Genomic DNA, 20867 nt, shown 5'->3' with positions numbered 1-20867 from the left:
TCATGCTTTTTTTATTTTTGTATTGTTTTCAGTTTTACTTATTAAGTTTACCGCAAGCAGCCACGCATGCCGTTTTCTTATTCGATATGATATTCTTGATAAACATCTCTTTTTGGAACTCCACGATCTTTAGCGGTTTGTTTTATTGCATCTTTAGAGGTAAAGCCTTCTTTTTGAATATAAGCATTAACGTGATCAACAACAGAAAGAGACTCCCACCATTTTAGTTCCTCTTCCAATTCATCATTTTCATTTCCTTGAACAATGATACAGAACTCTCCACGTATCTCATTACTTTCAGCCCAATGGAATACCTCTTCTATTGTACCTCGGATAAACTCCTCATATTTTTTTGTTAATTCTCGGCACAATGTAATATTACGGTTCCCCAGCACTGTTTTCATTGCAGACAGCGTATCCTTCAAACGATGGGGTGCTTCATATAAAATAAAAGTGGAAGACTGTTTTTTTAATATCTCCAATTCCTCTATTCTTTCCTTCTTTCCTCGCGTCAAAAAACCATAAAAATAAAATGGCTGCGGCTTTATTCCTGAAGCAATTAATGCCGTTAGCGCAGCATTCGCTCCAGGCAATGGAACAACACTAATTTGCTCTTCGATTGCTGCAACTACCAGCTCAAATCCCGGGTCCGAAATAGAAGGCATACCTGCATCACTAACAAGCGCAATCTTTGCACCTTCCTTTAAACGGGAAATTAATTGTTTCGAGCTTGTCTCCTTATTATGCTCATGATAGCTTGTAATAGGAGTATGGATATCAAAATAATTACATAGCTTTTTTGTATTTCTAGTGTCCTCCGCTGCAATTAATGCAGCCTCCTTTAGCATTCGAATAGCTCTGAATGTCATATCTTCTAAATTTCCAATTGGAGTAGGGACAAGATATAAAATACCCTTACTATCTTCATTAATAAAGCTTTTTTGCTGCTGCATTAGATAAACCAGCCTCTTTCAAAGATTGTTCTTTTTGAATAACATAGAACTATTTGCTCTTTCCAAATAGCATCTCTTCTACCTCTTCTGTATATTGATTATTTTCCTTATAAGTAATTAAAGGAGGTAGTATTTTCAAATCACGATTTCCATCTTTAATTCCTTCAACCAGTATAGTATTGGCTTCTTTCCCCAGCTTCGGATATACAAATCGAAGGCGCTTCGGTTCAATTCGATATTTTTGCATTAATGTTAAAATATCAACCAGTCTACCTGGTCTATGTACAAAAGCTGCCTTTCCACCTTGCTTTAAGAGTAAGCTACTTGTTTTCACGACATCCTCAAGCGTACATAATATTTCATGCCTAGCAATAGCCAAATGTTCATTTTCATTTATAATTCCCTTTTCTGGAGTTACAAAATAGGGTGGATTACACGTTACTACATCAAACTTCCCCGTTCCTAGTTGTTTCGGCATATCCTTGAGGTCTGCATGTATTATATGTATTTGATCTGTGAGCTGGTTTAATTCCACGCTTCTAACTGCCATGTCGTAAAGTCGTTCTTGGATTTCTACTCCCGTAATTTTACCTTTAGTTCTCCCGCTTAATAGGAGAGGGATTACACCATTACCTGTACATAAATCAATAATATTTCCCTTTTGTATAGGGAGATAGGAAAATCTAGCTAATAAAACTGCATCTAGAGAAAAGGAAAATACCGATGGACTTTGAATAATCCTTAAATTTTCAGCTAGTAAATAATCTAGTCTCTCATCGCCCGATAACAAGCCTGTCAACCTCCGTTAAAAATAAGGTTGTCCCAAAAAAGTAGAATAAAAATACTTATGGAACAACCTTTATATACATTTTATTTCTTATTTAAAAATGATAGGCAGAATAAACAATCTTCATCTTTGCGCGGACTTCCAAAATGTACATTACAAATGTGAAATCCTTCTTGATATAATCTAGCCAAATTATCGTAACCTTCACCAATATCTAATTCTTTATCGGCTTTTGTAGGGTCATCCTTTCCATCCAATCCAGTTGAAGAAGTGGTAGTCTCGTTGTTTATGGATTTTCCTCCGTTATCCAGCCGCTTTCGCAAATATTCATTTTCTAATCTTAAAGCATTGTTTTCTTCTATCATTTTGGCTAAATATTTTTTTAATTCACCCAGCTGTTGATACAAATCACCAATTTGTATTTCCATATTGCTGACTGAATCGAAGAATTCGTTTTTATCCATAAACTCCACCTCATTATTCCGTGGCTTGGATTGATATGGCATCTTCATTCAGGATCTCATCCATCGTAAATTCCAATATCCGTTCTTGCCCAACTAATTCTACTTGCAAAACTCTTTCAAGTATATTCAATCCAATAATTTTCCCCATTCCGTGTGGGGTTTGGATTGTCTCACCAATATCAGGTAAGCTTTCCTTCGCTGCTTCGTACTCGTCATTTTCGTATTTCAAGCAGCACATTAACCGACCACATAAGCCAGAAATCTTGGTAGGATTAAGAGATAAATTTTGGTCCTTCGCCATTTTTATCGATACCGGCTCAAAATCACCTAGAAATGTCGAGCAGCAAAGCATACGTCCGCATGGTCCAATTCCGCCGAGCATTTTCGCTTCATCTCTTACTCCAATTTGCCTTAATTCTATCCTAGTACGAAAAATCGCTGCAAGGTCCTTTACGAGCTCCCGAAAATCAACGCGTCCATCGGCAGTAAAATAAAAGATTACTTTATTCCGATCAAACGTGTACTCGACGTCTACTAATTTCATATCGAGCTGATGTTCTATTACCTTTTCAGAGCAAACCTCGTAAGCTTCCCTAGCTGCTTCTTTATTTTCACTTACTATCATTTGATCTTTTTCATTAGCAATGCGAATGACCTTCTTTAATGGCAACACAACATCGTTCTCATCAACTGACTTACGATCTGTAACCACTTTTCCAAATTCTATTCCCCGAACTGTTTCTACAATTACAGAGTCATTTTTTTGAATTATGAGATCATCCGGATCAAAGTAATATATTTTTCCGGCCTTTTTAAATCTTACACCTACAACATCAAACAAAGGTAGATCCCCCCTGCAATTTTAAAACAAGCTGCTCCATCAATAATTGTGGATTCATATTTGCATTTAGCTTGCGTTTCGCCTCTAAAATAGAGGACATTTTATCTGTTAACGTACGTGTGGACATTTGCAATACATCCATCTCTAACTGATTACGGAAATCCGGATATAGAAGTTGTTGTTTATCTTTGCCTAAACGTAATGAAATAAGATCTTTATATACAAAAAGCAATAGATCTAAACCACGGTCTATTTGACTTTTTTCTTTAAAATGAGGATACCAATCTTCTTGAAGTGCAACCATTGCGGAAGCCGCACTTTTTCTCAAGACCTCATATAATTTTAACACTAATTTTCTAGCTTGTGCAAACCACTCATCATTATTTAACTCTAAAGCTTCATGAATATTATTGGTAATGCTAGCTAATATTAGTGCATTAGAAGAGGATACGCCTGCTTCCAATAACTTATTTACTAATACATCTGTAGGAATCATTCTAAAGGTAATGACCTGGCATCTTGATATAATCGTCGGCAAAATTTGCTGTATTTGCTCTGTTATTAATATCGCAGTTGTACCTTCATTTGGCTCTTCCAAAAATTTAAGTAAACTATTTGCCGCATTGACGGTCATTTTATCAGCATGGATGATTGTATATAGCTTCTTCTCTGACTCTACTGCCGATTTACTAAATTCCTGCTGAAGAGTTTTTATTTGATCCTTTTTAATGGATAAGCCATCTGGTTCAACTATATGGACATCCGGATGGCTCCCATTATTAATTCTTTTACAATTTATACATGCTTCACAAGGGATTATTTGATCCTGCAAATTCAGACACAACAATGTCTTAGCTATTAGATTACTAACATCCCTTTTGCCAGTTCCACGCTCACCCTCGAGCAAGTAGGCATGTGCAATTCTATTTTTTTGAATACTGTTTTTTAATGTCCTTGTCGCAAGAGGTTGAACCTTTTCCAGTCCATCCCATGTTACTGCCAAACTGCATCACTCTCTTACGTATATAAATTAATTAATAATCCTTTTATTTCACCAATTTTACCTAATATATCGATCGAAGAACTTTCCTTTTTAATATGTTCATCTGTAAGTTCGACTAGTTGTTTATCAATCGTTTCAATAATATTTAGCTTCCGTCCTTCTCCATATTGATTCCATGTATGTGATTGTTTTAAATTCATACCAAAATCCACGGTTTCACGAACAAAGCGCTTCACCAAAGCCTTATACTTTGCCAAATCTTTAAAAGTACGGGATTTGGCTAATTTTTCACCGGCACTTTCAATTTCTGATAATAATTTATTGAGCTGATCCATTTGCAGCTTTTCTTCTTGTTTTTGAACAATAGCAGAAAATTTTGTTCCCCCTGCCGCAACCTGTTTAGCATCTTGGCGGGATTTCTCAAGACCAACTCTTAAATCTTGATGTATTTTCACGTCATTCTCCTCTTTAAAGGCAGTATTCGTAATTTGTTAGTATTTTTCCTCACGCTGAGAAAAGAAACCTATTAAAAATGATGAAATTGTTCAACAGGAAGAACAAATACAGTTGCTCCTCCAACCTCTACTTCAACAGGGTACGGGATATATGAATCTGCATTACCACCCATTGGTGATACCGGTGCCATTAGCTGTTCACGTGATTTGCAATTATCCTTAATTACTTGCAGAGCTTTCTCCACTCTAATATCTTCTGTCCCAATCATAAATGTTGTATTTCCAGACTTTAAAAAACCGCCCGTACTTGCAAGTTTCGTAACTCTAAAGTTATGTTCTACCATCGCATTCATTAATCGAGAACTATCTTGGTCTTGTACAACTGCTAATATTAGCTTCATAATACTCCCCTCCTAAAATTTATTTCTTCTTGTTTTGAACATTAACTTTTTTCTATTATACCATTTATTATTATATATGTATTTGCGCTAATGCCTTAATAATCCTCTTTATTCACAAAAAACCTTGGAGAAATAATTTCCTCCAAGGTAATTATTGATTCCATTTTGCTTTTAGAACATTATTAACCTTTTCTTTAACCATTTGATAAACCTCATTGATATCCTTGCTTGCATCAATTTCATAAATTCTTTCTGGAAATTTTTCCATTAATAATGCAAATCCTTCACTAACCCTTTCATGGAAATCCAGCTCTTCTAGATCAAGTCTATTTACTTCTCTCCCACTGTTTTCCTGAATTCTTTTTAACCCAATTTTTACAGGTACATTAAAATAAATGGTTAAATCCGGCATAACATTCTGAATAGCAAATTGATTTATGGCAAATACCTCATCAATTCCTATTCCTCTTGCATATCCTTGGTATGCTAATGAACTATCAATAAATCGGTCGCATAATACAATGGAGCCTTCAGCTAATGCTGGTAAAACTCTTTCCACTAAATGTTGCCTCCTGGCAGCAGCATATAATAAGGCTTCCGTACGAGAGTCCATTTCCGTATTTCTTTTATTTAATATAACTTCCCGTATTTGCTCTGCGATTCGGATACCTCCAGGTTCACGAGTCATAATAATGTCTAAGCCTTTTTGCTGCAATTCTGTTCCTAGCATTTGTAAAATAGTCGTTTTTCCAGCGCCCTCTGGTCCTTCAAATGTAATAAATAAACCTTTCATAAGATGTCCTCCGATATCATTTCGATGAATCCCTAATCTATATATACGGAAATTAATCCTTCTCTAATTCGGGAAAGATCTCCTTGTATTTTTGCATTTAGCTTTATTAATTTACTTAACATTTCCATTTGTTCCTCTGTTATTTTTTCACCTGGCAAAATCAATGGTATACCTGGTGGGTATGGGGTAATCATTTTGGCAGCAATTCGATTGGGTGCTTCACATATTTCTACCCATTGTGTTTGTTTTCCCTTCATTTCTTCATACGACAGCGATAATTGGGTGAACCCCCGGTTATATGTAAATCCATTTCTTTTAATACAGGATTTATGAGTCCTTAATTTACAGGAAGCTTTCATTCGCCCGACAGTATCATCTATAGGGTAGTGGATATTTTTCTTTAATAACGGAAAAACAAAAACAACATGGTATTGATCCGCAAACTCAGGATAGACCCCTTGCTCATTTAATATATCCTGATATTCAAACCCTGAATATCCATCATAAGATACAATAATCTTAAGTGGGTCTTGTCCGGATTTGGTATGTATCGATAAACCTTCTATTTTTGATAACTCAGAAATAAAATAAGCACGCTTTGATAAAGTATATTCCAAATCCTCTTTTGTAAAGTTCGCTATGTAATGACGAGCTATATCTAAAGACATCATAATCGGATAAGATGGACTACTTGATTGAAGCATTCCCAAATAATGCTCCATTCGCTCAGTCGAAACCAGCTGGCTATTAATGTGCAAATATGATCCCATTGTCATAGCTGGAAGCATTTTATGTGCAGATTGAATAATAATATCAGCACCTAATTTTATAGCTGAATCTGGTAATGGATTACCCAATTGAAAATGAGGCCCATGTGCTTCATCCACAATAACCAAACCATTGTTTTCGTGAACGATTTCTATAATTTCCTTTAAATTATATGTAAATCCGTAATAATTAGGATAGGTCAGAATGCAACCCCTTAAAGTAGGAAAATTTTCAAACGCCTTCCTTACCATTGATGGTTCTATTTCTGTTGGTATACTTAAATCTTTATCCACTTTAGGTGAAAGAAAAATTGGATTTACGTTTGCTATAGAAAGTGCATTTAAAACGGATTTATGACAATTTCGTTGTACTAAAACATAATCATTTGTATCAAAGGAACTCAAAATACTTGCAACATTTCCTACAGTGCTCCCATTAACAAGAAAATAGCTTTTTTGAGTTTTATAGAAAGAGCTTAATAATTCCTGTGCGTACTTAATAGGCCCGTCCGGAGCATGCAAATCATCCAGCCCCTTAAGCTCTGTTACATCATATTGAAGAAACTTTGCCCACTCAGTATTAAATTCCTTATATAGTAAACCATTCTTATGTCCTGGGACATGATAAGAAATAGGATTACTCCTTTTAAAATTGTTTAATTCCTCATATAAGGGTATACATTTTTGATCCAATTTAACAATTACCTTTCGTTCATTTAAGAAAACTCTTTAAATCGAAAATACTTCAAACACTAAGAGAAGTGCTTATCTTATTTTATTGTACTATACAGGGCAATAAAGTGAAACTTCATAAAAAAAGTGTAAGCTCGCTTAAGCGAATTTATACACATGCAAAAAACCAAGCTCTTTCCATAGCTTGGTTAAGAAATGTTTTGCTTATAGCTGACTATTTTCAATCGTTCAACATAATATTTATATTTAGGGTCATTTGTATCCGTTATTACCATATCTTTTTCACATTCTTCACATATAAATGATGTATACAGATGGATACCTTTTTCTTTAAACTGCTCACAAACAATACACGTTTCCCCTATTGTTCTCTCGGCTGCTATATGGCCCATAATCTCCACCTCCATACACAATATTATTTCCAATAATTATTTTAATATACAATTTTCTAAATATTGTCGTTACAAATAAAAGTTCATTTAATATTGTATGTTTTCTAAGGTTTCCATGTGTATGTCTATAGAATTATTATTCTTTTATTGCTAATTTAAGTTAGTTTTGTGATTAATATTGTTATATTTAACACTAATTTCATGAATTTTTTTTCTTAATCTCGCAAAAATTGTACTTATTCTCGCGAATCAGGTCTTTACCTAATAAAAGTATATAAAAAAGCCGCAGAATCAAATCTGCGGCTTTTTCTGTTTGCCTGGCAACGTCCTACTCTTGCAGGGGGAGAGCCCCCAACTACCATCGGCGCTGAGAAGCTTAACTTCCGTGTTCGGGATGGGAACGGGTGTGACCTTCTCGCCATGATTACCAGACCTCAGTTTTTTGCTGAAAGCAAAATAACTTTCTTTTTGTAAGGGTTTGTTCCCTCAAATCTAAATACTGCAGAAGAATCAAGTAAAGAGAATCGTTTTTTTGGTTAAGTCCTCGATCGATGAGTATTCGTCAGCTCCATGTGTCGCCACACTTCCACCTCGAACCTATCAACCTGATCATCTTTCAGGGATCTTACTAGCTTGACGCTATGGGAAATCTCATCTTGAGGGGGGCTTCATGCTTAGATGCTTTCAGCACTTATCCCTTCCGCACATAGCTACCCAGCGATGCCTTTGGCAAGACAACTGGTACACCAGCGGTGCGTCCATCCCGGTCCTCGCGTACTAAGGACAGCTCCTCTCAAATTTCCTACGCCCACGACGGATAGGGACCGAACTGTCTCACGACGTTCTGAACCCAGCTCGCGTACCGCTTTAATGGGCGAACAGCCCAACCCTTGGGACCGACTACAGCCCCAGGATGCGATGAGCCGACATCGAGGTGCCAAACCTCCCCGTCGATGTGGACTCTTGGGGGAGATAAGCCTGTTATCCCCGGGGTAGCTTTTATCCGTTGAGCGATGGCCCTTCCATGCGGAACCACCGGATCACTAAGCCCGACTTTCGTCCCTGCTCGACTTGTAGGTCTCGCAGGCAAGCTCCCGTGTGCCTTTACACTCTACGAATGATTTCCAACCATTCTGAGGGAACCTTTGGGCGCCTCCGTTACTCTTTAGGAGGCGACCGCCCCAGTCAAACTGCCTGCCTGACACTGTCTCCCACCCCGATTGAGGGGTGCGGGTTAGAATTTCAATACAGCCAGGGTAGTATCCCACCGACGCCTCCACCGAAGTTGGCGCTCCGGCTTCAAAGGCTCCTACCTATCCTGTACAAGCTGTACCAAAATTCAATATCAAGCTGCAGTAAAGCTCCACGGGGTCTTTCCGTCCTGTCGCGGGTAACCTGCATCTTCACAGGTACTATAATTTCACCGAGTCTCTCGTTGAGACAGTGCCCAGATCGTTACGCCTTTCGTGCGGGTCAGAACTTACCTGACAAGGAATTTCGCTACCTTAGGACCGTTATAGTTACGGCCGCCGTTTACTGGGGCTTCAATTCAGAGCTTCGCTTGCGCTAACCCCTCCTCTTAACCTTCCAGCACCGGGCAGGCGTCAGCCCCTATACTTCGCCTTGCGGCTTCGCAGAGACCTGTGTTTTTGCTAAACAGTCGCCTGGGCCTATTCACTGCGGCTCTCTCGGGCTTGCACCCTACCAGAGCACCCCTTCTCCCGAAGTTACGGGGTCATTTTGCCGAGTTCCTTAACGAGAGTTCTCTCGCTCACCTTAGGATTCTCTCCTCGCCTACCTGTGTCGGTTTGCGGTACGGGCACCTTTTACCTCACTAGAGGATTTTCTTGGCAGTGTGGAATCAGGAACTTCGGTACTATATTTCCCTCGCCATCACAGCTCCGCCTTCACGGTTACGGGATTTGCCTCGTTACCAGCCTAACTGCTTGGACGCACATATCCAACAGTGCGCTTACCCTATCCTCCTGCGTCCCCCCATCGTTCAAACGGTACAGAGGTGGTACAGGAATATCAACCTGTTGTCCATCGCCTACGCCTTTCGGCCTCGGCTTAGGTCCCGACTAACCCTGAGCGGACGAGCCTTCCTCAGGAAACCTTAGGCATTCGGTGGAAGGGATTCTCACCCTTCTTTCGCTACTCATACCGGCATTCTCACTTCTAAGCGCTCCACCAGTCCTTCCGGTCTGGCTTCACCGCCCTTAGAACGCTCTCCTACCACGGACACCTACGGTGTCCATCCACAGCTTCGGTGATACGTTTAGCCCCGGTACATTTTCGGCGCAGAGTCACTCGACCAGTGAGCTATTACGCACTCTTTAAATGGTGGCTGCTTCTAAGCCAACATCCTGGTTGTCTAAGCAACTCCACATCCTTTTCCACTTAACGTATACTTTGGGACCTTAGCTGGTGGTCTGGGCTGTTTCCCTTTTGACTACGGATCTTATCACTCGCAGTCTGACTCCCAAGCATAAGTATTTGGCATTCGGAGTGTGTCTGAATTCGGTAACCCGATGAGGGCCCCTAGTCCAAACAGTGCTCTACCTCCAATACTCTTCATCTTGAGGCTAGCCCTAAAGCTATTTCGGAGAGAACCAGCTATCTCCAAGTTCGATTGGAATTTCTCCGCTACCCACACCTCATCCCCGCACTTTACAACGTGCGTGGGTTCGGGCCTCCAGTAAGTGTTACCTTACCTTCACCCTGGACATGGGTCGATCACCTGGTTTCGGGTCTACGACCTCATACTATGTTCGCCCTATTCAGACTCGCTTTCGCTGCGGCTCCGCCTCATCAGCTTAACCTTGCATGAAATCGTAACTCGCCGGTTCATTCTACAAAAGGCACGCTATCACCCGGCATTTTTCCAAAGGGAAATATGCACAGGGCTCTAACTACTTGTAGGCACACGGTTTCAGGTTCTCTTTCACTCCCTCCCGGGGTGCTTTTCACCTTTCCCTCACGGTACTGGTTCACTATCGGTCACTAGGGAGTATTTAGCCTTGGGAGATGGTCCTCCCTGCTTCCGACGGGATTTCACGTGTCCCGCCATACTCAGGATCCACTCTGGAGGGAACGAAGTTTCCACTACAGGGTTGTTACCTTCTTTGACGGGCCTTTCCAGACCTCTTCATCTACTCCGTTCCTTTGTAACTCCGTATAGAGTGTCCTACAACCCCAAGAGGCAAGCCTCTTGGTTTGGGCTTCTTCCGTTTCGCTCGCCGCTACTCAGGAAATCGCGTTTGCTTTCTCTTCCTCCGGGTACTTAGATGTTTCAGTTCCCCGGGTCTGCCTTCCTTACCCTATGTATTCAGATAAGGATACTGCTCCATTACGAGCAGTGGGTTCCCCCATTCGGAAATCTCCGGATCAAAGCTTGCTTACAGCTCCCCGAAGCATATCGGTGTTAGTCCCGTCCTTCATCGTCTCCTAGTGCCACGGCATCCACCGTGCGCCCTTACTAACTTAACCTCTACGGTTATTACTACTTCAAATGGATTAATCCATAAAGGGGCGATTCTCGGTTTTACTTGGTTTCTTCTTGCAGTATCTAGTTTTCAAAGAACAAGGCAACTGACTTCCATCACATCGTGATTATCATCAGTGAGTTTGCTACATGCAGCCTTGCTCCGAGGTGAACCTAATCATCCCCGAATATGCTCTGCCGCAGGAGCAAAAGACTTTAATGAAATTTAGAAACTAAGTATTAATAGTTTCTAATTTATCATTATAACTATGAAGGATTGACCCTTCAAAATTGGTGGAGCCTAGCGGGATCGAACCGCTGACCTCCTGCGTGCAAAGCAGGCGCTCTCCCAGCTGAGCTAAGGCCCCATATCATAATATTATTTTCAGAAGTATGGTGGGCCTAAATGGACTCGAACCATCGACCTCACGCTTATCAGGCGTGCGCTCTAACCAGCTGAGCTATAGGCCCATACCTAATAGGAAAGATTGCTCTTTCAAAACTAAACAGAACAAGCCCGTCTTTATAACCACGTAAGTGGTCTTCCATTCTCCTTAGAAAGGAGGTGATCCAGCCGCACCTTCCGATACGGCTACCTTGTTACGACTTCACCCCAATCATCTGTCCCACCTTCGGCGGCTGGCTCCAAAAGGTTACCTCACCGACTTCGGGTGTTACAAACTCTCGTGGTGTGACGGGCGGTGTGTACAAGGCCCGGGAACGTATTCACCGCGGCATGCTGATCCGCGATTACTAGCGATTCCGGCTTCATGCAGGCGAGTTGCAGCCTGCAATCCGAACTGAGAAGGGTTTTATGGGATTGGCTAAACCTCGCGGTCTCGCAGCCCTTTGTACCATCCATTGTAGCACGTGTGTAGCCCAGGTCATAAGGGGCATGCTGATTTGACGTCATCCCCACCTTCCTCCGGTTTGTCACCGGCAGTCACCTTAGAGTGCCCAACTGAATGCTGGCAACTAAGGTCAAGGGTTGCGCTCGTTGCGGGACTTAACCCAACATCTCACGACACGAGCTGACGACAACCATGCACCACCTGTCACTCTGTCCCCCGAAGGGGAACGCCCTATCTCTAGGGTTGTCAGAGGATGTCAAGACCTGGTAAGGTTCTTCGCGTTGCTTCGAATTAAACCACATGCTCCACCGCTTGTGCGGGCCCCCGTCAATTCCTTTGAGTTTCAGCCTTGCGGCCGTACTCCCCAGGCGGAGTGCTTAATGCGTTAGCTGCAGCACTAAAGGGCGGAAACCCTCTAACACTTAGCACTCATCGTTTACGGCGTGGACTACCAGGGTATCTAATCCTGTTCGCTCCCCACGCTTTCGCGCCTCAGCGTCAGTTACAGACCAGAGAGTCGCCTTCGCCACTGGTGTTCCTCCACATCTCTACGCATTTCACCGCTACACGTGGAATTCCACTCTCCTCTACTGCACTCAAGTCTCCCAGTTTCCAATGACCCTCCACGGTTGAGCCGTGGGCTTTCACATCAGACTTAAGAAACCGCCTGCGCGCGCTTTACGCCCAATAATTCCGGACAACGCTTGCCACCTACGTATTACCGCGGCTGCTGGCACGTAGTTAGCCGTGGCTTTCTGGTTAGGTACCGTCAAGGTACCGCCCTATTCGAACGATACTTGTTCTTCCCTAACAACAGAGTTTTACGATCCGAAAACCTTCATCACTCACGCGGCGTTGCTCCGTCAGACTTTCGTCCATTGCGGAAGATTCCCTACTGCTGCCTCCCGTAGGAGTCTGGGCCGTGTCTCAGTCCCAGTGTGGCCGATCACCCTCTCAGGTCGGCTACGCATCGTCGCCTTGGTGAGCCGTTACCTCACCAACTAGCTCATGCGCCGCGGGTCCATCTGTAAGTGATAGCCGAAGCCATCTTTCAATCTTCTCTCATGCGAGAAAAGAAGTTAGCCGGTATTAGCTCCGGTTTCCCGAAGTTATCCCAGTCTTACAGGCAGGTTACCCACGTGTTACTCACCCGTCCGCCGCTAATCATCAGGGAGCAAGCTCCCATCTGATTCGCTCGACTTGCAGGGATTAGGCACGCCGCCAGCGTTCGTCCTGAGCCAGGATCAAACTCTCCAAAAAAGTGTTTGATTAGCTCATAAAAAATTTAAAACATTGACGTTTTGTTCTGTTTAGTTTTCAAAGATCAAGATTAGTTACTTTCAATGAAGCAACTTTTATATATTATCACACCGCATTACTTATGTCAAATACTTTTTTTATAGTAATTTTGAATTTAGTATTTCAGCGACGTTTAATATAATATCACCTATTACAATCAAAGTCAATATATACATTAAAAATTCCTCTTGCGGAGGAATTTCTAATGTATAATCCATGTTTGTATGATCGTTAGTCCAATTACTCCAGGAATACCTAACATACCTGATATGGCTGTTGTAATTAAATTAATTGGAACATGAATACCGTAGCGGCTGCCAATTGCATTTAAAAAAAACAAGAACACTGCACCGATAATAAATCTTATAAACAATTGGCCAATCCATTTAACAGATTTCCCTGATGTTCCTGCAGCTAATAATATCAAAAGCAATACAATGATAATGGATGCAACTAAAACAGCGGTCAATTTTTTCCACTCCTTATTTCTGCTTGGTACTATTCATTTTATGAACAGATTGTCCAAAAAGAACAGTAATACAGAAATATAGGTGTGTTATATCTTTATTCTTAAATTTCTCTTTTTAGCTTCTCGAAATAAAAAGAAATATTTCGCCTCCGCTGTCAATTTATAATAATTTAGTTCCTCATCATATTCAAAACTCATATCAACTAAAGATTTTTGATGTAGCCAATCTTTTCTTGCCGTTGACATTAAATTAATCAGCTTTTGATCATACTCTTCCCTCAATTTAAATTTACGACCAAACAAGAAATTCACCCCGCTTTACACTTCTCGTCTTCCCTCAAGCGCTTTGGATAAAGTTACTTCATCTGCATATTCTAAATCTCCGCCAACTGGTAAGCCATGAGCTATGCGGGTTACTGTAATACCGGACGGTTTCAAAAGCCTGGAGATATACATTGCGGTTGCTTCTCCTTCAATATTTGGGTTAGTAGCAAGAATGACTTCTTGAACTGTTTCATCTTGTAGCCTTTTTAATAAATCCGGAACATTTATATCCTCTGGCCCTATTCCCTCCATCGGAGAAATAGCCCCATGTAAAACATGGTATAAGCCGTTAAATTCCTTCATTTTTTCCATTGCTATTACATCTTTCGGATCTTGAACAACACAGATAATACTCTTGTCTCGTCTTTGATCTGCACAAATATAGCATGGGTCTTGATCCGTAATATGTCCGCAGACGGAACAATAACCAAGATTTCTTTTTGCATTGACAAGCGCCTTTGCAAAATCAAGTACAGTTTCTTCCTTCATATTTAGCACAAAAAACGCCAGTCTTGCAGCCGTTTTCGGGCCAATTCCTGGCAGTTTCATGAAGCTATCCATTAGCTTAGTAATAGGTTCAGGATAATGCATCTTTATTTCCCCTTAAAATCCTGGTAAGTTCATTCCTTTTGTAAATTGCCCCATCTTTTGGTTCGTTAATTCATCTGCTTTCTTTAAAGCATCATTTGTTGCAGCTAAAACCAAATCTTGCAGCATTTCAATATCTTCAGGATCTACAACCTCTTCTTTAATATTCACTTCTAAAACTTCTTTATGCCCGGAAACTATTACTGAAACCATTCCTCCGCCAGCAGTTCCCTCAATACGCTCTTCCCCTAATTGTTCTTGTGCTTCTGCCATTTTTTTTTGCATTTTTTGCATTTGCTTCATCATATTTTGCATATTACCCATTCCACGCATTTACATCATCCTCCAAAATTTTAATCCTTTATTTCCATTAAATCAGTACCGACTATTTTTTTTGCTTCAGCAATAAAAGGATCTTCTTCAGTTTGTTCATGTGATTGCTCTTCAGAATCCATGCTGTTTTTCAAATAATCCTCCCTGACATCATTCCATTGATTTTCTGGAATGCCAGCTACCTGATAATTCATCCCAGTTAGCTCTTGCAATATAGAGGAAATTGCCTCCAAAAATGTATGGTTTTCCATTGCCATTTGACAGTGAATCTCATACTTAAATTTCAATACAAAGGCGTTGTTTGAGGCTGCAACAGGTTCCGCTTCATTTAACAATGCTGCCTGAGAACGCATTTGGCGGTTATTCAGCATTTCGAGCATATCGCCCCAACGGCTTTTAATAAGTTGCAGGTCCTGTTTTGTTGCTCCTTTTAATATATCATGAATTCTTCCTGTTTGTACCTTATAACCTTTGCCTATTCGCGCAGCTTTTTTCGGAGCTTGTGGCTTTTCTTCATGAGTAACAACCAAACCTTGCGTCTTTAAATTTTTTAATTCCTCTTCCAACCTCTCTATTTTACCGAGAAGCTTTTGAATATCACCGTTTTGGTCTGTTGTTGGTGATGATTTTATTTCACATAATCGTATTAATGCAACTTCAATATACATTTTCGCTATATTGGAAAACTTCATTTCTTGCTGTGTCTTATTTAATATATCAATGTATTCATAAATTTGCTGAGAGGTTATTTTTTTTGAAAGGTTTTGGAAATCTGTATCTACCATTACTCTCTCTATGGATTCCTCTAGATTAGGTGCAGTCCTATACAATAGCATATCACGGTAATACAAAATTAAATCTTCCGTGAATCTTGCAGGGTCTTTCCCTTGATATAAGAGTTCATCTAGTGTTTGCAGTGCCTGTGCTACATTATTGTCATTTATTGAAATTGCTAATTGATTTAAATATTCCTGTGAAATAGCACCTGTAACAGTTAGAGCATCTTCTACCGTAACAGCTTCATCACTAAATGAAACAGCTTGGTCTAATAAGCTTAGAGCATCCCTTAGTCCGCCTTCCGCTGCTCTTGCTATTATTTCAAAAGCTTTTTCTTCAAATTGTATCCCTGAGCCATTTGCAATATGCACCATTCTTTTGATAATATCTTTGGCTGTTATTCTTTTAAAGTCGAAACGCTGACACCTAGATATAATCGTTAAAGGTATTTTATGCGGTTCAGTTGTAGCTAAAATAAAGATGACATGCTGAGGAGGCTCTTCCAATGTTTTTAAGAGAGCATTAAAGGCCCCAATGGAAAGCATATGAACCTCGTCAATAATATAGACCTTATATGGTACCGCATTTGGCGCAAATTTCACTTTATCACGAATATCTCGGATTTCCTCAACACCATTATTAGAAGCAGCATCAATTTCAATAACATCTGGAATAGATCCATCTGTTATACCTAGACATGCAGCACACTCATTACATGGTTCAGCCACAGGTGCCCTTTCACAATTTATCGCCTTCGCCAGTATTTTTGCCGCACTCGTTTTTCCAGTACCTCTTGGACCTGAAAATAAATATGCGTGTGAAATCTTCTGCTGCAGGAGGGCATTTTGTAGTGTTTTCGTTACATGCTCTTGTCCTGCAACATCCTCAAATGATTGCGGACGCCAAACTCTATATAATGCTTGATACGCCATATCCCTCCCACCTTCTTTTTTGAATTTTTTCTGCCTATTAGCTTCATTTGATATTTGCTTTTTTCCTATTATACCTTATACCATTTTATTTTCACATTTATAAAGGGAAACTTCATCAAAATAATGCAAAAAACTCATCCTATTCGGATGAGTTGTCTATGTAATATAAACTGCCGTGCACCTTCCCTCGACTAGCTCCCATAAGCGTTACTTAAGCAGTTAGCTCGGCTCAGGCAACCCTGCGGCACATGGAATAGTCCACTTAATGCTGCTTCCTTCCGGACCTGACATGGTTCATGGATTTCCATTGCGCAGGACCCAAGCGTCAACACCACTTACTTAAGGCAGACCTTACAGAAAACTAGCCTCAAGAAGGGATTCAGTCCCGCTAGAGCGGATTGCGGGTACAGGGCACCGCTACCTCCCCACCTAGCACGGCAAAGTTGATACCATATTCATTCGCGTTAATTAACGCTAACATCAGTATACTAGTGTTTTGCGAAAAAATCAACGGATATTGGTCTGTTAATTATTGGCCTTATTGCCACTAGCCTTTTCCTGCTTTTTCTTATGGCGAATTTGGCGGAAAAATTGGCTTAAGATTTCACCACATTCCTTTTCTAACACACCACTAGTAACTTCACACTGATGGTTAAATCGATGATCCTCCAACAAATTCATCAGACTGCCAACACAACCTGCTTTTGGGTCATATGCCCCAAATACTACTCTTTTTATTCTGGATTGAATAATCGCCCCACTACACATGGGACAAGGTTCTAAAGTTACATAGAGGATTGCATTTTCAAGACGCCATGATCCAAGTCGATTACATGCTTTTTGAATAGCTAATATCTCTGCATGTGTGGTGGCATTTTGTGTTGACTCTCGAAGGTTGTGAGCGGATGCCAATACTTCATTATCTAAAACTAATACTGCGCCAATTGGAACTTCATTTTTTTCAGCAGCCTTCTTTGCCTCTTCCAATGCAAGAGTCATAAAGTGTGCATCATCCAATGTCATTATATGTACCCTCTAATCTTATTTTATTTCTTGAATTTTTTGCCCAAGGCTGCTTAAAGTTCTTCGATCATAATATGAATGAATATCTTTTCTAGGATACTCACTCGAAAAACAAAACTTATATGATAACAGCCTTGCCTAATTATAACGTAATCTTAATTGAAATCGAAGGATGGTTAAGCTATTGCCAACATACTTAATCATTTTTTTTCATAGTAGACATAGAATGGTTAAGGAAGATAAATAGATGTGTTCATTAAATATGTAAATTCAACATAGAGGAGGGACCCAAATTGCAAATACATGTGGTACGTCCAAATGAAACAGTAACTGAAATTTCTAGGCTATATCAAGTATCAGCAAACGAATTAACCGCCGCAAATGAATTGCCTAATCCTGACAAGCTAGTCCCAGGGCAGGCATTAGTTATTCCCATTGTGGGAAGCTTTTATTGGGTTCAGCGCGGCGACAGCCTAATGTCCATCGCACGTAGATTTCAAACCACAGCAGCGGAACTGGCAAGGGTGAATGGGATTTCTATTAACCAGCCCTTACAGGTAGGTATGAAATTATATATTCCTCAACGGAGAAAGGTAAATGCAGAATTTAACGCCTATGTTGAACCTTTTGGAGAAACTGTTTCCACCAATTTGGAGAACAGTGCACGTGAGGCAGCTCCATACCTAACTTATTTATCTCCCTTTGCTTTTCAGGTGAATCGCGATGGGTCTTTAAAGGAACCACCTTTGGGGAATCTGCCTGATATTGCAAGAAGGAACCATAATGTTTTAGTTATGGCAATAAACAATCAGGAACAAGGGCAATTTAGTGATGAACTAGGAAGAATTATTTTAACAGATCAGGAAATTCAAAATAAATTTTTGAATAATATTGTTGCTACAGCAAAAAAATATGGTTTTCGAGATATTCATATAGATTTTGAATATTTGCGGCCTCAAGATAGAGAAGCGTATAACCAATTTTTACGCAAAGCAAAGGATCGCTTTTCAAAAGAAGGATGGTTCCTTTCAACTGCCTTAGCTCCTAAAACCAGTGCGGGACAAAAGGGACGATGGTATGAAGCGCATGATTACAAGGCCCATGGAGAAATTGTTGATTTTGTGGTTATCATGACCTATGAATGGGGATATAGCGGAGGACCCCCAATGGCAGTATCACCAATTACACCTGTCAGAAAAGTTTTGGAGTATGCTGTAACAGAAATACCTTCCAAAAAAATATTAATGGGACAAAATTTATATGGATATGACTGGACCCTTCCATTTACACCTGGAAAGGATATTGCCAAGGCAATAAGTCCTCAGCAAGCAATACAAATTGCGGCTAATCATAATGTTCCAATAAAATATGATTCTGTTTCCCAGGCACCTTATATTGACTACGAAGATGAATCAAGAAAAAAACACAAGGTTTGGTTTGAAGATGCGAGATCCATTCAAGCAAAATTTGACCTGCTTAAAGAATTAAACCTTCGAGGGATGAGCTATTGGAAACTTGGACTTTCCTTCCCACAAAATTGGCTATTAATCGTAGATAATTTTCATGTTGAAAAAAAATAGACTAAAAACCCCCTATATCATTAAGGGGGTTTTAAATTTTTACAATTATATTCCGTACCACACATTCTTAACATGTGCTAAAATATCTATTAGTGATTTTTTTACAATGTGTATCATTTACTCATGGATCGTGTCATGGTAAATGAGCCGAGGAGGACAACAAATGGAAGCTCTACCGTTTATTACGGTTGAAGGGCCAATTGGTATTGGGAAAACCTCTCTTGCAAAAGCAATTTCTTCTCATTTTCAATATCATCTTTTAAAGGAAATTGTAGATGAGAATCCATTCCTTGAAAAATTCTATGATAATATCGAAGAGTGGAGTTTTCAGTTAGAGATGTTTTTTCTTTGCAATCGCTACAAGCAGCTTGAAGATATAAATAGTCATTATCTCCAAAAAAATATGCCAGTTGTGTCCGATTATCATATATTTAAAAATTTAATATTTGCTAGACGTACTTTAAAAACGGAACAATACCAAAAATATCTGCAAATATATAATATTTTAACGAATGATATGCCGGAACCTAATTTAGTTATTTACTTGAATGCCAGTTTAGATACAGTAATGAAACGAATTAAAATGAGAGACAGAGATTTTGAAAAAAACATAAGTGCAGATTATTTAAAGCAATTATCAGCAGACTATGATCTTTTTATGGATAATTTTGAACGGACTCATCCTCATGTTCCTGTTTTGCGCTTTAATGGTGACGAACTAGATTTTATTCAATACGAAGCTGATCTTCAGTACATTATGAATCAATTATCCTTAACTTTACAAAAAGGGGTACAGTGTTATGGAACTTCGCAATAAATATGGTATTTCAAATAATACCGTCATTACAATTGCTGGTACTGTAGGTGTTGGCAAATCAACTATGACAAACTCTTTAGCAAAAGCATTGGGTTTCCGTACATCCTTTGAAAAGGTGGACTCAAATCCATATCTTGATAAATTTTATAGTGACTTTAAAAGATGGAGCTTCCATTTACAAATTTACTTTTTAGGAGAACGTTTTAAAGAGCAAAAAAGAATTTTTGAATATGGCGGCGGTTTTATACAAGATCGTTCCATCTATGAAGATACTGGAATATTTGCAAAAATGCATTATGAAAAAGGTAATATGTCCGAGGTTGACTATGAGACATACAAAAATCTATTCGATGCAATGGTAATGACACCATATTTTCCACATCCCGACCTACTTATTTACCTTGATGGTTCGATTGAGGATGTATTAGAAAGAATTGAAAAACGTGGAAGACCTATGGAGCAGAAAACACCTGTGGAATATTGGATTGAAATGCATAAACGTTACGAAGACTGGATTAATACCTTTAATGCATGTCCTGTCCTACGTCTAAATATAAATGATTATGATTTAATGAATGATGAAGCAAGCATCGAACCAATCATTGAAAGAATTAGTTCTTTTCTTAAGCAAACACAATTATTAAGAAAATAATATATGTTAAAAAAGTCGCCTTATTAGGGCGACTTTTTTTGGGACAAGTAACTTTTAAAAAACAAAAAATTCGTTACATAAGTAACGAATTTTAAATCTCCAATGATTTATGCGCGTTGAAAATATATATGGCGGAGGAAGAGGGATTCGAACCCCCGCGCGGTTTAACCCGCCTGTCGGTTTTCAAGA

Annotated in this window: 19 protein-coding genes, 2 tRNA genes, 3 rRNA genes and 1 other RNA gene; 3 read left to right on the top strand and 22 right to left on the bottom strand. The window is 39.7% G+C overall.

The genetic code is table 11. The annotated features are described in order from the left end of the window. Positions 1 to 77 precede the first annotated feature (77 nt). The 22 genes from rsmI to tadA form a co-directional block, all read right to left on the bottom strand. A complete protein-coding gene (gene rsmI / locus KHA87_RS21845) occupies positions 78 to 953 on the bottom strand; it encodes a 16S rRNA (cytidine(1402)-2'-O)-methyltransferase (protein WP_213096141.1) in 876 nt (291 codons plus the stop codon). A gap of 49 nt (positions 954 to 1002) precedes the next feature. After that, the gene (locus tag KHA87_RS21840) at positions 1003 to 1743 is read right to left on the bottom strand and encodes a tRNA1(Val) (adenine(37)-N6)-methyltransferase (protein WP_249310725.1); all 741 of its coding nucleotides are present in this window, start codon (positions 1741 to 1743) and stop codon (positions 1003 to 1005) included. Between the two features lie 80 nt (positions 1744 to 1823). Then, positions 1824 to 2204 (bottom strand): DNA replication initiation control protein YabA, encoded by a 381-nt coding sequence (yabA, locus tag KHA87_RS21835; protein WP_213096143.1) that lies wholly within the window; start codon positions 2202 to 2204, stop codon positions 1824 to 1826. 13 nt (positions 2205 to 2217) lie between these two features. Continuing rightward, entirely contained in the window at positions 2218 to 3045 is an 828-nt protein-coding gene (locus tag KHA87_RS21830) for a PSP1 domain-containing protein (RefSeq protein ID WP_213096144.1), read from the bottom strand. Further along, positions 3038 to 4048: a DNA polymerase III subunit delta' gene (gene holB, locus KHA87_RS21825; RefSeq protein WP_213096145.1), complete on the bottom strand. Its 1011-nt coding sequence runs from the start codon at positions 4046 to 4048 to the stop codon at positions 3038 to 3040. The genes KHA87_RS21830 and holB overlap by 8 nt, the downstream gene beginning before the upstream one ends. Before the next feature lie 14 nt (positions 4049 to 4062). Continuing rightward, positions 4063 to 4503: a YaaR family protein gene (locus KHA87_RS21820; protein ID WP_213096146.1), complete on the bottom strand. Its 441-nt coding sequence runs from the start codon at positions 4501 to 4503 to the stop codon at positions 4063 to 4065. 71 nt (positions 4504 to 4574) lie between these two features. Next, positions 4575 to 4904: a cyclic-di-AMP receptor gene (locus KHA87_RS21815; protein WP_213096147.1), complete on the bottom strand. Its 330-nt coding sequence runs from the start codon at positions 4902 to 4904 to the stop codon at positions 4575 to 4577. 151 nt (positions 4905 to 5055) lie between these two features. Next, entirely contained in the window at positions 5056 to 5697 is a 642-nt protein-coding gene (tmk, locus tag KHA87_RS21810; RefSeq protein WP_213096148.1) for a dTMP kinase, read from the bottom strand. 32 nt (positions 5698 to 5729) lie between these two features. Then, entirely contained in the window at positions 5730 to 7157 is a 1428-nt protein-coding gene (locus KHA87_RS21805) for an aminotransferase class I/II-fold pyridoxal phosphate-dependent enzyme (protein WP_213096149.1), read from the bottom strand. Between the two features lie 188 nt (positions 7158 to 7345). Further along, on the bottom strand, positions 7346 to 7549 hold the full coding sequence (locus KHA87_RS21800; RefSeq protein ID WP_213096150.1) for a sigma factor G inhibitor Gin: 204 nt from the start codon (positions 7547 to 7549) through the stop codon (positions 7346 to 7348). 315 nt (positions 7550 to 7864) lie between these two features. Continuing rightward, positions 7865 to 7981, bottom strand: a 5S ribosomal RNA gene (gene rrf, locus KHA87_RS21795). A 100-nt stretch (positions 7982 to 8081) separates the two neighbouring features. After that, positions 8082 to 11038, bottom strand: a 23S ribosomal RNA gene (locus KHA87_RS21790). Positions 11039 to 11325: 287 nt separating this feature from the next. After that, a tRNA-Ala gene (locus KHA87_RS21785) sits at positions 11326 to 11401 on the bottom strand. Positions 11402 to 11427: 26 nt separating this feature from the next. Next, positions 11428 to 11504, bottom strand: a tRNA-Ile gene (locus tag KHA87_RS21780). Positions 11505 to 11591: 87 nt separating this feature from the next. Beyond that, positions 11592 to 13144: ribosomal RNA gene (locus KHA87_RS21775) — 16S ribosomal RNA — on the bottom strand. The 16S, 23S and 5S rRNA genes sit together here with 2 tRNA genes alongside, the layout of an rRNA operon. Positions 13145 to 13385: 241 nt before the next feature. Continuing rightward, positions 13386 to 13652 (bottom strand): pro-sigmaK processing inhibitor BofA family protein, encoded by a 267-nt coding sequence (locus KHA87_RS21770; RefSeq protein ID WP_213096202.1) that lies wholly within the window; start codon positions 13650 to 13652, stop codon positions 13386 to 13388. Between the two features lie 87 nt (positions 13653 to 13739). Beyond that, complete coding sequence (locus tag KHA87_RS21765; RefSeq protein WP_249310737.1) at positions 13740 to 13955, bottom strand: YaaL family protein; 216 nt, start codon at positions 13953 to 13955, stop codon at positions 13740 to 13742. A gap of 15 nt (positions 13956 to 13970) precedes the next feature. After that, a complete protein-coding gene (gene recR / locus KHA87_RS21760) occupies positions 13971 to 14567 on the bottom strand; it encodes a recombination mediator RecR (RefSeq protein WP_213096200.1) in 597 nt (198 codons plus the stop codon). Between the two features lie 12 nt (positions 14568 to 14579). Beyond that, positions 14580 to 14897: a YbaB/EbfC family nucleoid-associated protein gene (locus KHA87_RS21755; protein WP_213096199.1), complete on the bottom strand. Its 318-nt coding sequence runs from the start codon at positions 14895 to 14897 to the stop codon at positions 14580 to 14582. A gap of 20 nt (positions 14898 to 14917) precedes the next feature. Next, positions 14918 to 16606 (bottom strand): DNA polymerase III subunit gamma/tau, encoded by a 1689-nt coding sequence (gene dnaX / locus KHA87_RS21750; RefSeq protein ID WP_213096198.1) that lies wholly within the window; start codon positions 16604 to 16606, stop codon positions 14918 to 14920. A gap of 173 nt (positions 16607 to 16779) precedes the next feature. Then, positions 16780 to 17044, bottom strand: an RNA gene (ffs, locus tag KHA87_RS21745) — signal recognition particle sRNA large type. Between the two features lie 87 nt (positions 17045 to 17131). Next, on the bottom strand, positions 17132 to 17629 hold the full coding sequence (gene tadA, locus KHA87_RS21740; RefSeq protein WP_213096197.1) for a tRNA adenosine(34) deaminase TadA: 498 nt from the start codon (positions 17627 to 17629) through the stop codon (positions 17132 to 17134). 293 nt (positions 17630 to 17922) lie between these two features. Here tadA and KHA87_RS21735 point away from each other — a divergent pair, with 293 nt between their 5' ends. The 3 genes from KHA87_RS21735 (at position 17923) to KHA87_RS21725 (ending at position 20678) form a co-directional block, all read left to right on the top strand. Next, positions 17923 to 19209, top strand: a complete 1287-nt coding sequence (locus KHA87_RS21735) for a glycosyl hydrolase family 18 protein (RefSeq protein ID WP_213096196.1) — start codon at positions 17923 to 17925, stop codon at positions 19207 to 19209. 163 nt (positions 19210 to 19372) lie between these two features. Continuing rightward, positions 19373 to 20026 (top strand): deoxynucleoside kinase, encoded by a 654-nt coding sequence (locus tag KHA87_RS21730; RefSeq protein WP_213096195.1) that lies wholly within the window; start codon positions 19373 to 19375, stop codon positions 20024 to 20026. Continuing rightward, positions 20010 to 20678 carry a deoxynucleoside kinase gene (locus tag KHA87_RS21725; protein ID WP_213096194.1) on the top strand — a complete coding sequence of 223 codons (669 nt, stop codon included), beginning with the start codon at positions 20010 to 20012 and terminating at the stop codon, positions 20676 to 20678. Before KHA87_RS21730 ends, KHA87_RS21725 begins: the two co-directional genes overlap by 17 nt. The last annotated feature ends 189 nt before the right edge of the window (positions 20679 to 20867 follow it).

The sequence above is a fragment of the Bacillus sp. FJAT-49736 genome (assembly GCF_018343615.1).
Classification (GTDB): domain Bacteria; phylum Bacillota; class Bacilli; order Bacillales; family Bacillaceae_C; genus Margalitia.
Note: the sequence above shows the minus strand (reverse complement) of the source record. Positions and strands in the feature narration are given on the sequence as shown.

Excerpts from the sequence above, each read along its gene's own strand:
- rsmI (WP_213096141.1), bottom strand. The coding sequence starts at position 953 with ATGCAGCAGCAAAAAAGCTTTATTAATGAAGATAGTAAGGGTATTTTA.
- yabA (WP_213096143.1), bottom strand. The coding sequence starts at position 2,204 with ATGGATAAAAACGAATTCTTCGATTCAGTCAGCAATATGGAAATACAA.
- KHA87_RS21815 (WP_213096147.1), bottom strand. The coding sequence starts at position 4,904 with ATGAAGCTAATATTAGCAGTTGTACAAGACCAAGATAGTTCTCGATTA.
- tmk (WP_213096148.1), bottom strand. The coding sequence starts at position 5,697 with ATGAAAGGTTTATTTATTACATTTGAAGGACCAGAGGGCGCTGGAAAA.
- KHA87_RS21800 (WP_213096150.1), bottom strand. The coding sequence starts at position 7,549 with ATGGGCCATATAGCAGCCGAGAGAACAATAGGGGAAACGTGTATTGTT.
- recR (WP_213096200.1), bottom strand. The coding sequence starts at position 14,567 with ATGCATTATCCTGAACCTATTACTAAGCTAATGGATAGCTTCATGAAA.
- KHA87_RS21755 (WP_213096199.1), bottom strand. The coding sequence starts at position 14,897 with ATGCGTGGAATGGGTAATATGCAAAATATGATGAAGCAAATGCAAAAA.
- dnaX (WP_213096198.1), bottom strand. The coding sequence starts at position 16,606 with ATGGCGTATCAAGCATTATATAGAGTTTGGCGTCCGCAATCATTTGAG.
- tadA (WP_213096197.1), bottom strand. The coding sequence starts at position 17,629 with ATGACATTGGATGATGCACACTTTATGACTCTTGCATTGGAAGAGGCA.
- KHA87_RS21730 (WP_213096195.1), top strand. The coding sequence starts at position 19,373 with ATGGAAGCTCTACCGTTTATTACGGTTGAAGGGCCAATTGGTATTGGG.
- KHA87_RS21725 (WP_213096194.1), top strand. The coding sequence starts at position 20,010 with ATGGAACTTCGCAATAAATATGGTATTTCAAATAATACCGTCATTACA.